The 12,969-nt window shown below is 71.4% G+C and carries 7 protein-coding genes and 1 riboswitch; of the genes, 4 read left to right on the top strand and 3 right to left on the bottom strand.

Annotated features, from left to right (window positions below):
- The first annotated feature begins 209 nt into the window (after window positions 1-209).
- Window positions 210-1,595: a sugar porter family MFS transporter gene (locus tag ACWEGE_RS32070; RefSeq protein ID WP_449664185.1), complete on the top strand. Its 1,386-nt coding sequence runs from the start codon at window positions 210-212 to the stop codon at window positions 1,593-1,595.
- Between the two features lie 68 nt (window positions 1,596-1,663).
- Here ACWEGE_RS32070 and ACWEGE_RS32065 read toward each other — a convergent pair whose 3' ends face one another.
- The gene (locus ACWEGE_RS32065) at window positions 1,664-2,530 is read right to left on the bottom strand and encodes a TIGR03619 family F420-dependent LLM class oxidoreductase (RefSeq protein WP_449664184.1); all 867 of its coding nucleotides are present in this window, start codon (window positions 2,528-2,530) and stop codon (window positions 1,664-1,666) included.
- Window positions 2,531-2,807: 277 nt separating this feature from the next.
- A riboswitch (S-adenosyl-L-homocysteine riboswitch) is annotated at window positions 2,808-2,886 on the top strand.
- Window positions 2,887-2,900: 14 nt separating this feature from the next.
- Between ACWEGE_RS32065 and metH the strand changes: the two genes are divergently transcribed.
- Window positions 2,901-6,530: a methionine synthase gene (gene metH, locus ACWEGE_RS32060; protein ID WP_449664183.1), complete on the top strand. Its 3,630-nt coding sequence runs from the start codon at window positions 2,901-2,903 to the stop codon at window positions 6,528-6,530.
- Here the strand turns inward: metH and ACWEGE_RS32055 are convergent.
- Both ACWEGE_RS32055 and ACWEGE_RS32050 read right to left on the bottom strand, forming a co-directional pair.
- Window positions 6,512-7,663, bottom strand: coding sequence for an FAD-dependent monooxygenase (locus ACWEGE_RS32055; RefSeq protein WP_449664182.1), 1,152 nt, complete (start codon window positions 7,661-7,663; stop codon window positions 6,512-6,514). The two genes, metH and ACWEGE_RS32055, sit on opposite strands and share 19 nt — an antisense overlap.
- A gap of 146 nt (window positions 7,664-7,809) precedes the next feature.
- Window positions 7,810-9,210, bottom strand: coding sequence for a hypothetical protein (locus tag ACWEGE_RS32050; RefSeq protein ID WP_449664181.1), 1,401 nt, complete (start codon window positions 9,208-9,210; stop codon window positions 7,810-7,812).
- Between the two features lie 274 nt (window positions 9,211-9,484).
- On the opposite strand from ACWEGE_RS32050, the gene ACWEGE_RS32045 reads away from it, so the two are divergent.
- Together ACWEGE_RS32045 and ACWEGE_RS32040 are read left to right on the top strand one after the other, a co-directional pair.
- Window positions 9,485-12,061 carry an AAA family ATPase gene (locus ACWEGE_RS32045; RefSeq protein ID WP_449664180.1) on the top strand — a complete coding sequence of 859 codons (2,577 nt, stop codon included), beginning with the start codon at window positions 9,485-9,487 and terminating at the stop codon, window positions 12,059-12,061.
- 130 nt (window positions 12,062-12,191) lie between these two features.
- Window positions 12,192-12,969, top strand: a 778-nt coding sequence (locus ACWEGE_RS32040; RefSeq protein ID WP_449664179.1) for a glycoprotein, incomplete at its 3' end; no start/stop codon positions are given.

Below are 12,969 nucleotides of genomic sequence, written 5' to 3'. Positions count from 1 at the left end.
GGCGATCCAGACTGTCCACAGTGGAATAGGGGGGTTCGCGGCCGCGACTGCGCGCCGGTTTTGCCGGAATCACATACATGAACGGCGATCAGGTTTCTGAATCGTTATCCGCGACTGTCTTGCTCGCGTTTTTGCGGCGTGTGAATGTGGTGGCCGCTGACTGGACTGGACCTACGCTGTATCGGATCTACGGAAGAGGCGACCCGGCAATGACGCAAGCAGCCCCGGCGCGGCACATCAGCCGGACCACGTTGTACTTCTTCGGCGCGCTCGGCGGCATCCTCTTCGGCTACGACCTCGGCGTGATCTCCGGGGTGCTCCCGTTCATCGGGAAACTGTGGGCGCTGACCAGCTGGGACAAGGGCATCATCACGGCCAGTCTCTCGGTCGGCGCCATCGTCGGCGCGCTGTTCTCCAGCCGCACCAACGAAGCACTCGGCCGGCGCCGCACGATCATGGTCGCCGCGGGCATCGTCATCGTCGGCACGCTGGCGGCGAGCTTCTCGCCGACGTTCGTGCTGCTGGTGCTCTCGCGGCTGGTCATCGGCCTCGGCATCGGCCTTTCGTCCTCGACCGTGCCGACGTACCTGTCCGAGCTGGCCCCGGCGAAGTGGCGGGGCGCGATGGGCGCGCTCAACCAGATCTTCATCGTGCTGGGCATCCTGATCGCGTTCCTGGTCAGCTACTGGCTCGGCCCGGTCTCGGCGTGGCGCTGGATGTTCGCCGGCGCGATCGTGCCCGCGGTGGTGCTGCTCGTCGGCCTGGTGTTCCTGCCGGAGACGCCGCGGTGGCTGGTCAAGAACGGTCAGGAGGAAGAGGCCCGGCGGGTGCTGGCCAGCGCGCACGGCAGCACCGTGGACCTCGACGAGGAGATCGCGACCATCCACGAGGTCATCCGGCTCGACACCGAGGAGAAGCCGCGGATCCGCGACCTGTTCTCCGGCTTCGTGCGGCCGATGCTCGTGGTGGCCCTGCTGCTCGCGATCGGCCAGCAGTTCAGCGGCGTCAACGCGATCAACGCGTACTTCCCGACGATGCTCATCGGCCTCGGGTTCGCCACGCAGGCCGCGCTGCTGTCCGGCGTGCTGCTGGGGGTCACCAAGTTCCTGTTCACCGCGTGGGTCGTGTTCGTCGTGGACCGCTGGGGCCGCAAGCCGCTGCTGCTCATCGGCAACGTCATCATGGTGCTGACCCTGGTGGGGGCCGGCCTGGTGGTGCTGAACGTCCACGACACCGGCACGCGCGGCCTGCTGATGCTGGTGATGATGGTGCTCTACCTGGTCGGCTACGAGCTCGGCTGGGGCGCGGTGGTCTGGGTGATGATGTCCGAGGTGTTCCCGCTCAAGTACCGGGCCACGGGCATGGGCGTCAGCAGCGTGGTCCTGTGGGCGGCGACGGGCATCGTGAGCGCGGTGTTCCCGATCATCTCCGACCCGAAGTCCCTCGGCATCGGCGGCTCGATGTTCCTCTTCGCCGGGGTGAACGTGGTGCTGTTCGTGCTGACCAAGTGGCTGGTCCCGGAGACCAAGGGCCGCTCGCTGGAGCAGATCGAGCTCGACCTGCGGGCGCGCCAGGGCGTCGCGGCCAAGAGCTGACCCCGGGGGGTCATCGCGGCGCCGGAAAGGCGGTCTGCCGCGGCTTGTCGTGAGTGGTGAGGCGGGTTCTAACCCGCCTTGCCACTCACGACCCGGAGTCCGAGCTTCCCGGCCAGCCGCCCGATCCAGGCCTCGACCTCCTCGGGCGAGCGGTCGGGGAGGCCGAAGATCGTCTCGGTGACGCCCAGGGAATCCAGGTGCGCCAGGCGCTCCGGGTCCGGCCGCTCGCCGAGCGCGTAGATCAGCGGCGCGCCTTCGCGGCCCTCGTCGGCCCAGATCCCCTTGAGCAGGGCCACGTGCCCGTCCAGGTCGGTGTCGGCCGGGGTGGTGAGCCAGCCGTCGGCGTGGCGGGCGATCCAGTGGAACGTCTTTTCGGTCGGGCCCGCGCCGAGCACCACCGGGATGTGCGCCTGGACCGGCTTCGGCCACGCCCAGCTCGGTCCGAAGGAGACGAACTCCCCGTCGTAGGCGGCCTCCTCCTGTGTCCACAGTGCACTCATCGCCTCGAGGTACTCGCGCAGCGCGGTGCGGCGGCGGTTCCCGGGCACGCCGTGGTCGGTCAGCTCGTCGACGTTCCAGCCGAAGCCGGCGCCGAGGGTGACGCGGCCGCCGGAGAGGTGGTCGAGGCTGGCGATCGTCTTGGCGAGGGTGATCGGGTCGCTCTCGACCGGCAGCGCGACGGCGGTGGAGAGCCGGATCCGCTCGGTGACCGCGGCCGCCGTGGCCAGCGCGACCCACGGGTCGAGCGTCCGGCTGTAGCGGTCGTCGGGCAGCGACGCGTCGCCGGTGCGCGGGTGCGGCGACTCCCGCTTGACCGGGATGTGGGTGTGTTCGGGGACGTAGAAGGTCGAGAACCCCGCGGCCTCCGCGGCGCGCGCCGCGGCTGCCGGGGTGATTCCCCGGTCGCTGGTGAACAGCACGATTCCGTAGTCCACCCGCGGAGCGTATTAGAACGTGTTTCAGTTTTCAAGCCGGCCGGTCCGTCGCTCTTCGAGGTCGTTCGAGTACGATCGGTGGCCTTGAGGAGGGCTCGATCCCGGGCTGTCACACTCGGCGCCTGCAGTGGCGCGCGATCGGCCGACGGAGGTGCGGGGTGACCCGGGTAATCCATTGTGGACAGACGGTGTTCCGGTCGTGGACACTGTCCCAGTCCGTGGACGCGGCGGCGGGGCGGGATGGCGTACCGGGGCGCGTTTCCGATACCGTGGACCACAGGTCGAGAGGCGCTGCAACGGACCACCGGGTCCGCCACGCTCGGCCGGGAATGACCAACCAAGGGCGCCTCCCGACCGAGGGAGGCTGCCGGTGAACACCCCGCACGAGTCCGAAGCACGCTTGCGCGAGCTGCTCGACCAGCGTGTGGCGGTCCTGGACGGCGCCTGGGGCACCATGCTGCAGGGCGCCGGGCTGACCCCGGCCGACTACCGCGGCGACCGCTTCGGCGAGCACACCCACGACGTCACCGGCGACCCGGACCTGCTGAACCTCACCCGCCCGGACGTCATCCTCGACGTCCACCGCCAGTACCTCGCGGCCGGCGCGGACATCACCACGACGAACACGTTCACCGCCACCAGCATCGGCCAGGCCGACTACGGGCTGCAGGCGTACGTCCACGAGATGAACGTCCGCGGCGCGCAGCTGGCCCGCCAGGCCGCCGACGAAGCAGGCGGCAAGTTCGTCGCCGGCTCGATCGGCCCGCTCAACGTCACCCTCAGCCTGTCGCCCAAGGTCGACGACCCGGCGTACCGCGCGGTCACGTTCGAGCAGGTCAAGGCGGCCTACGCCGAGCAGATCGCCGGCCTCGCCGAGGGCGGGGTCGACCTGCTGCTGATCGAGACGATCTTCGACACGCTGAACTGCAAGGCCGCGATCGCCGCCGCCCGTGAGGTCGCGCCCGAGCTGCCGCTGTGGATCTCGGTGACGATCGTCGACCTGAGCGGCCGGACGCTGTCCGGGCAGACGGTCGAGGCGTTCTGGAGCTCGATCGAGCACGCGAAGCCGCTGGTCGTCGGCGTGAACTGCTCGCTCGGCGCCGAAGAGATGCGCCCGCACGTCGAGGAGCTCGCGCGGATCGCCGACGCCTACGTCGCCTGCCACCCCAACGCCGGCCTGCCGAACGCGTTCGGCGGCTACGACGAGACGCCGGAGGAGACGGCCGGGCTGGTCGGCGGGTTCGCCCGCGACGGCCTGGTCAACCTGGTCGGCGGCTGCTGCGGCACGAGCCCGGACCACATCGCGAAGATCGCCGCCGCGGCGAAGCAGGCCGCCCCGCGAGTGGTGCCGCCGCCGCGCACCCACACGCGCTTCAGCGGCCTCGAGCCGTTCGGCATCGGCGCCGACACCGGGTTCGTGATGATCGGCGAGCGCACCAACGTCACCGGCTCCAAGCGGTTCCGGCGGCTCATCGAGTCCGGCGACCACCAGGGCGCCGTCGACGTCGCGCTGGAGCAGGTCCGCGGCGGGGCCAACCTGCTCGACGTCAACATGGACGCCGACCTGCTCGACAGCGAGGAGGCGATGACCACCTTCCTCAACCTCATCGCCACCGAGCCCGAGGTCGCCCGCATCCCGGTGATGGTCGACAGCTCCAAGTGGAGCGTGCTCGAAGCCGGCCTGCGCTGCCTGCAGGGCAAGGGCGTGGTCAACTCGATCAGCCTCAAGGAGGGCGAGGAGCCCTTCCTCGCCCAGGCCCGCACGATCCGCAACTACGGCGCCGGCGTCGTCGTGATGGCCTTCGACGAGCAGGGCCAGGCCGACACCGCCGACCGCAAGGTCGAGATCTGCGCCCGCGCGTACGACCTGCTGACCCGGCAAGCGGGCTTCGCGGGCGAGGACATCATCTTCGACCCGAACGTCCTCGCCGTCGCCACCGGCATCGCCGAGCACAACGGCTACGCGAAGGCGTTCATCGACGCGTTGCCCCGGATCAAGGAGCGCTGCCCGGGCGTCCACATCAGCGGCGGCATCTCGAACCTCTCGTTCTCCTTCCGCGGCAACGACGTGGTCCGCGAGGCGATGCACTCGGCGTTCCTGTTCCACGCCATGCAGGCCGGCCTCGACATGGGCATCGTCAACGCCGGCCAGCTCGCCGTGTACGAGGACATCCCCAAGGACCTGCTCGAACTGGTCGAGGACGTCCTCTTCGACCGCCGCGAAGACGCCACCGACCGCCTGGTGAGCTTCGCCGAGAACGTCAAGGGCAGCGGTACCAAGCGCGTCGTGGACCTCTCGTGGCGCGAAGGCACGGTCGGCGAGCGGCTCTCGCACGCCCTGGTGCACGGCATCGTCGACTACATCGAGGAAGACACCGAAGAGGCGCGGCAGCAGCTGGCGCGGCCCCTCGACGTCATCGAGGGCCCGCTGATGGACGGCATGAAGATCGTCGGCGACCTGTTCGGCTCGGGCAAGATGTTCCTGCCGCAGGTGGTCAAGAGCGCGCGCGTGATGAAGCGGTCCGTCGCCTACCTCGAGCCGTTCATGGAGGCGGAGAAGGAGAAGGCGCGCCAGGAAGGCCGGCTGGCCTCGGCGGGCGGCCAGGGCAAGATCGTGCTCGCCACGGTCAAGGGCGACGTCCACGACATCGGCAAGAACATCGTCGGGGTCGTGCTGGGCTGCAACAACTACGAGGTCATCGACCTCGGGGTGATGGTGCCCGCCGGCAAGATCCTCGACACCGCGGTCACCGAGGGCGCCGACGCCGTCGGGCTGTCCGGCCTGATCACGCCGTCGCTGGACGAGATGGTCGCGGTCGCCACCGAGATGCAGCGGCGCGGCCTGAAGCTGCCGTTGCTGATCGGCGGCGCCACGACGTCCAAGCAGCACACCGCGGTCAAGATCGCGCCGGCCTACGACAACGCGACGGTCCACGTGCTGGACGCCTCCCGGGTGGTGGGCGTGGTGTCCGACCTGCTGGACCCGGACCGCTCGATCGCGCTCGCCGAGAAGAACCGCGCCGACCAGGAGGTGCTGCGCGAGCAGCACGCGAGCAAGCAGCGCCGGCCGATGCTCACGCTCGAGCAGGCGCGGCTGAACCGCGAGCAGGTGGTGTTCGCCGACCTGCCGACGCCGCTGTTCACCGGCACCCGCGTCATCGAGCCGTCGATCACCGAGCTGCGCGAGATGATCGACTGGCAGTTCCTGTTCCTCGCCTGGCAGCTCAAGGGCAAGTACCCGGCGATCCTGGAGCAGCCGGTCGCCCGCGAGCTGTTCGACGACGCCAACAAGCTGCTCGACCAGATCATCGCCGAAGGCAGCTTCACCGCGAAGGGCGCGTACGCGTTCTGGCCGGCGCACAGCGAAGGCGACGACATCCTGCTCGACGGCGAGTTCTCCCACGTCGGGTTCCCGATGCTGCGCCAGCAGACGTCGAAGCCGGAAGACCGCGCCAACCGCTGCCTCGCCGACTACGTCGCCCCGGAAGGCGACCACCTGGGCGGCTTCGCGGTCGCGATCCACGGTGCCGAAGATCTCGCCGCCTGCTACGAGGCCGAGCAGGACGACTACCGCGCGATCATGGTGAAGGCGCTGGCGGACCGGCTGGCCGAGGCGTTCGCCGAGCACATCCACCTGCGGGCCCGCCGCGACTGGTTCGAGCCGGACGCCGAGCCGGTGCTGGCCGACCTGCACGCGGAGCGCTTCCGCGGCATCCGGCCGGCGCTGGGCTACCCGGCCAGCCCGGACCACAGCCAGAAGCGCGAGCTGTTCGAGCTCCTGGAGGCGGACCGGCTCGGCATGGACCTGACCGAGTCGTTCGCGATGACCCCGGCGGCGAGCGTGTCCGGGCTGATCTTCGCCCACCCGGACTCCCGCTACTTCACCGTCGGACGGCTCGGCCGCGACCAGGTCGAGGACTACGCGCGCCGCAAGGGCGTCGAAGTCGCCGAGGTCGAGCAGTGGCTGCGGCCGAACCTGGCCTACGACCCCGAGGCGTAGTCCGGCAGCTCGATGTCGGTGGCGAACCTGTCGGTCGCCTTCAGCAGCAGGCGGAGCAGGAAGCGGGACTTGAACGTCCAGTCCCGCAGCCTGATCCGCAGGGGTGAGGGCGGCGCGAGGAACGGGCCCGCGCTGCCGCGCTGCGAGACCTTGGCGTAGCCGCGCATCAGCTCCTCGTAGCGGGCGAAGGCGATCCGGTGGTCGCCGCCGGCCGCGCGGAGCTCGCCCGCGAGCACGTACGCGCCCACGACGGCCAGGCCGGTGCCGAAGCCGCCGAGGGTGTTGCCGTAGGCGGCGTCGCCCAGGAGCACGACCCGGCCGCGGGAGTAGCGGTCGATGGTGACCCGGCTGAGCGAGTCCAGGTGGAACTCGCGGGCCTGCGGGATCCGGGCCACCAGCTCCGGCACCCGCCAGCCGGCGCCCCGGTAGGCGTCCATCAGCAGCTGCCGCTGCCGGCCGGTGTCGGTGCGGTCGTAGTCGAGCTCGGGCGAGGCGAACACGAAGAACGCCGACGCCTTGGGCCCGCCGACGGCCGCCATCCGCCCCGGCTCGTTGTACATCTGCGCTTCGCCGCCGCCGAGCTCTTCGCCGAGCTCGGCCAGCGCGTAGTGGTAGCCGAGGTACCGGACGTAGTCGCGTTCCGGGCCGAACGCCAGCCGCCGGACGTTCGAGTGGATGCCGTCGGCGCCGACGACCAGGTCGAACCGCCGCGGCTCGGCGTGGGCGAAGGTGACGTCGACGCCGTCGGCGGTCTCGGTCAGCGACGTGATGGTGTCGCCGAAGAGGTACTCGCAGTCCGAGCTGGCGTGCAGGATCTCCGAGAGCTCGCCGCGGCGGATCTCGAGGTCGCCGCCGGTGAACTCGCCGGGGATCACCGCCCGCGGCCGCCCGGCGGCGTCGACGATCGTCTGGTCCTGCCCGCCCGTCTGCCGCGCCAGGACCTCGTCGAGGATGCCCATGCGAGCGAGGACCGTCCGGTGGGTGGGGCCCTTGAAGTCGACGGCTTGGCCGCCGGGCCGCAGCGCCGGGGCGTGTTCGACGACGGTGACGGAGTAGCCGGAGCGGGTGAGCCAGTGGGCGAGCGCGGGGCCGGCGATGCTCGCGCCGGAGATCAGGACGGTGCGGTTCTTCATACCGCCGAGCTTCGCCAGGGCCGCTTACCGGGCCCTGGCGAAGCGCTGACGGCGGCCGTCAGTGCTCGTCTGTGTTGCTCGCCCGCGGGGGCGCCCCCCGTTTTCCACGCTACCGGAGAGCACCGACAGTTCCGGATCGTCGCCGGCTACTCGACGGCACCCGTTTGGGTGAGCAGGTTCTGGTACCAGCTGTCATAAGGATGGTTGGTCGCCGGGTAGTTCGCCAGGGGAGTGGTCGCCTGGCCCGCGGAGTCGAAGTCCCAGCCGCGGACCAGCTTGCCCGCCTGCCGGGCCGAGGTGATGAACCCCGACTCCGTCGCCGGTGCGCCGTAGAAGAGCGCGCCCTGCTGGAGTTCGGCGCTGTCGCCCTGCTGGAACTCGTCGAAGGCGACCTGCCGGTAGCGGATCCGGTCGCCGGCGACCCGGTCGGTGTCGACGCGCAGGGTCTGGGCCGAGGTCGGGCCGTCCGCGCCGGTCCACACGAACACCGCACGGCCGGCCGTGCTGGCCACATCCTTGGCGAACCGCGCGTCGGACGTCTTCGCGTTGCCGGTCCACGTCACCGTGGTGCCCGCGAGCGCACCGTTCCAGGCCCAGTTCTGGCTGTTGTTCTGGCTCTTGTGGATCTCCCGCAGGTGCGTTGCGTCGGTGAAGTCGACGGTCGGCAGGACGCCGTTGTCGTACTGGTGGCTTTCCTGCCACGTGATCTCGCCGTCGGCGCCGAGCGTGCCGACGTGGTACCAGAGCGTGGAGGCACCTTCCGACTGGTGCACCTCGACGAGGTCGCCATTGTTGTTGAGGGCCACGGCCGGTGTCTGGCCGTTGTCGTACTTGCCGTGCCGCAGCCAGGTGATCCGCCCGTCGGCGCCGTAGGTGCCGGTCCAGTACCAGAGCCCGCCGGCGCCGGAGTCGTGCACCTCGACGACCTGGCCGCGGCCGTTCAGCGCGACGGCCGGGTGGTAGCCGACGTCCCGCTTGTACTCGGTGCGGGAACCGCCGTCCCCGGACAGCAGCGGCAGCACGCGCCCGCGCAGCGCGTCGACGTCCGGCGCCGCCGGGTAGTCCTGCGCACGCAGCAGCCGCCCCCCGAACACCGACTCGAGCTCCTGGTTGAGCGCGGTCAGGTTGCCCGCGGCGAACGAGGGGTTGTCGGTCAGGTCGTCCTTGAGGTCGAGCATGACGACGATCGGCGCGGCGGCCGGGTGCTGCGCGGACCAGGTGTTCACCACGGCCAGCCAGTCGCGGAGGTTGTTCGACGCCGGGTTGCCGCCACCGTGGTCGACGAGGTTGCCGGGCGAGTCGTGCCCGACGGCGTAGTCGTGGGCGGTCGCGTAGCCGTTGTCGTGCACGTCGAGTTCGAGGAACCGCACGCCGTGGTCGAGCTGGTAGGCGAGCGAGTTCTTCGCACCGTCGACATTGCCCGAGTAGCTGTTGTGGGTCGCGCGGAAAACCGACGCCGTGAACGGCGTGGCGGCATGAGCCGCGGCGGGGGTCAGGACCGCGGCGGTCACCAGTGCGGCGACGGTCAGCGCGGGCAAGCGGCTCATCCTCGGATCCTCACGTCGGGAACGGGGCGCCGCCCATCCTGGCGCCTCCCGCGAGGTCTTGTCCTGAATTCCGCGAAAACGGTTGATCACGGTGTCGGGAGAATGGCCGGGAAACGCTCACGGAATAGCAGATCGACTGTCTGCTATGTCGGTTTTGTCGCACCGCTTGAAGATTTATGCCAAATTGCTGTGCGGATTCGGTACTTCGCGGGGCCCGGCGTTGTCATTATCCCCACACAGCTGTGCGTGGGAGCGGTGGGAGGCAGCGGGGGTGGTGAACGACTGGCCACTGGTGGGCAGGGAACGGGAACTGGCGTTCGCGCGCCGGGCGCTGGCCGACGCCGAGGTGTGCGGGCTGCTGCTGACCGGGCGCGCCGGCGTCGGCAAGACCCGCCTGGCCAAGGTGCTGCTGGCCGAGCTGGCCGCCGGCGGGGCGCGCACGCACTGGGTGCGCGCCATGTCGTCGGCCTCGACGATCCCGTTCGGCGCCTTCGCGCACCTGCTGCCCGGCAGCGCGGACGGCACGGCCGACCGCGCCCACCGGCTCAACCAGGTCGCCGGCCACCTCACCCGCGGCGCGGAGGGACGCCGGCTGGTGCTCTGCGTCGACGACGCGCACCTGCTCGACGGCCTGTCCGCGACCCTGGTGCACCAGCTGGCCGCGACCGCGTCGGCGTTCGTCGTCGTGATCGCGCCGCACGGGGTGAGCGTGCCCGACCCGGTGTTCGCGATGTGGAAGGACCGCGTCGCCGAGCGGCTCGACGTCGGCGAGCTGACCCGGCCGCAGACCGCCGAGCTGATCACCGCGGCACTGGGCGGGCGGCTCGAGGACGGCGCGGAGCACCGGCTGTGGCACCTGACCCTCGGGAACCCGTTGTTCCTGCGCGAGCTCGTCCAGGGCGGGCTCGACAGCGGTGCGCTGTCGGCCACCGACGGCGTGTGGCGGTGGAGTGGCGCGCTGACCGCGACCCCGCGGCTGGTCGAGCTGATCGAAACCCGCACCGACCGCGTCGACGCCGACGAGCGGCGCCTGCTGGAGCTGCTGGCCTTCGGGGAGGAGCTGGGCTGCGAACCCCTGCTGCGGCTCGGCGCCGCGCGCGTGCTCGCCTCGGCCGAGCGGGCCGGGCTCGTCGTGTCGGAACGCACCGGGCGGCGGCTGAACGTCCGCCTCGCGCACCCGCTCTACGCCGAGGTGATCCGGCGGCGGACGTCGCCCCTGCGGCAGCGCGACACCTACCGCATCCTCGCCCACACCCTGGACCTGACCGGCGCGCGGCGCGCCGAGGACAAGCCCCGGCTGGTGCGCTGGCGGCTGGCCGCCGGCCTGGCGACCGACCCGCAGCTCGTCCGGGCCGCGGCGGAGACGTTGCTGCGCAAGGACTTCCCGCAGGCCGAGCGGCTGGCCGCGGAAGCCGTCCGGCTCGGCGGCGGGTTCGCCGCGAAGTACCTGCTGGCCCAGGTGCGGATCGCCGGCGGACGGCACGCCGACGCCGACGCGTTGCTGGTGGAGCTGGCCGGGGAAACGGTGTCGGACGTCCAGCACGCGCGCGTCGCCGGGACGCGGGCCCGGAACCTGGCGTTCGGCCTGAACCGCTTCTCCGACGCCGAAGCGGTGCTGGACACGGCCGAGACGGCGGTGTCCGGGCCGGCCGACGACCTCGTGGTCGCCCGGGCCGCCCTGCGCGCGGCCGTCGGTGCGGCACGCGCGGCCCTGGACCTGCTCGGCCCGGTGCTGGACCGCAACCCCCGCGGCGACGAGCTCCGCCTCGGGGCACTCGTGGTCGCGGCCGGGGCGCTGGCCGGCGCCGGGCGCACCGAGGCGTGCCTCGGCGTGGTCGAAGAGGGACTCGCGATCGCCGCGTCCGGTGCTTCCGTGCCAGGGTGCCGGGTCCGGCTGGAGCACGCCCGGATCGTCGCGCTCTGCCGCGCGGGCCGCCTGGAGGAAGCCGAGGACTTGGCGGGCGAGGACTACCGGGACGCGGTCCGCGACCGCTGGGGCCCGGCCTTGGCGAGCGCGGCGGCGTCCCTCGGCACGGTCGCGCTCGCGTACGGCAACGTGCGCGCGGCGATCCGGCGGCTCGGCGAAGCGCTGGCCGTGGAGGGCCACGACCAGCCGTACGAGTTCCGCCCCGTGGTGACGGCGGCGCGGGCCCGGGCCTCGGCGATGGCGGGCCGGCCCGAGGACGTGGACCTGCCCGGCCCCCTCGGCGGCTGGGCCGCCGCCTGGGCGGCCGCGGCCCGGGGCGAGCTGACCCGGGCGGCATCGCTGGCGGCCTCGGCGGCGGCCGCCGCCGAGGCGACGGGCCTTGCGGCGCTCGCGGCGGAGATCCGGCACGACCTGGTCCGCTTCGGCGTGCCCGAGTTCGCTTCGGACCTGGACGGGCCACTGGTGTCGCTGTACGCGGCCCACGCGAGGGCGTTGGCGTCAGGGGACGCGGCCGGGTTGGACACGGTCGCCGCGTCGTTCGCCGGCCTCGGTGCCCGGTTGCTGGCGGCCGAGGCGGCCGCGGAAGCGGCGCGGGTCCACCGCACGGCGGGCAAGCTGGGCAGCGCGGTCGGCTCGGCCCAGCGGGCCCGGGCGTGGCTCGCGTCCTGTGAGGACGCCGCGACGCCGGCGCTGGCGCTGCTGGAGGTCCCGCTCGACCTGACGGTCCGCGAGCTGGAGATCGCCCGTCTGGTGGCCACCGGCATGACGAGCCGCGCCGTCGCCGACCGGCTGGTCGTGTCGGTCCGGACGGTGGACAACGTGCTGCACGGCGTTTACGCGAAGCTGGGTATTTCGGGACGGCGGGAGCTGGCTTCGGTGGTGGGGCAGCCGGAGCCGGGGAGTAGCCCGGGCGACGGTCCGTAGGTAGCCGGCCGGGGTGCCCGCCCGGAAGCCGAGTAGGTCGCTACTCATGACCCGGCCGTGCGGTGACCCGAGACTGGATGACAACGGAGGGGCACGGGCTTCACCGATCCGAATGTCAGGAGTGCACACGATGACGACTTCATCGGGCGACGTTTTCCAGAACGAGCAGGGTTCCGGCGGGTACGGCGGGAACCAGTTCAACGAGCAGGCTTCGACGGGGGGCGGTGGCGACATCTTCCAGAACGAGCAGGGCTCGGGTGGTGCCGGCGGAAACCAGTTCAACGAGCAGGCTTCGACCGGCGGCCGGGGAGACATCTTCCAGAACGAGCAGGGTTCCGGCGGGTACGGCGGGAACCAGTTCAACGAGCAGGCTTCGACGGGGGGCGGTGGCGACATCTTCCAGAACGAGCAGGGCTCGGGTGGTGCCGGCGGAAACCAGTTCAACGAGCAGGCTTCGACCGGCGGCCGGGGAGACATCTTCCAGAACGAGCAGGGTTCCGGCGGGTACGGCGGGAACCAGTTCAACGAGCAGGCTTCGACGGGCGGCGGCGGCGACATCTTCCAGAACGAGCAGGGCTCGGGTGGTGCCGGCGGGAACCAGTTCAACGAGCAGGCTTCGACCGGCGGCCGGGGAGACATTTTCCAGAACGAGCAGGGTTCCGGCGGGTACGGCGGGAACCAGTTCAACGAGCAGGCCTCGACGGGTGGCCGCGGTGGCGACATCTTCCAGAACGAGCAGGGTTCCGGCCGCGGCGGCAACCAGTTCAACGAGCAGGCCTCGGCCGGCCACCACGGCGACGTGTTCCAGAACGAGCAGGGTTCGGGCGGCTACGGCGGGAACCAGTTCAACGAGCAGGCTTCCACGGGCGGCGGCGTCGGTGACATCTTCCAGAACGAGCAGGGCTCGT

This window comes from Amycolatopsis sp. NPDC004747, assembly GCF_053601335.1.
This window is presented reverse-complemented; position numbering and strand designations above follow the sequence as displayed.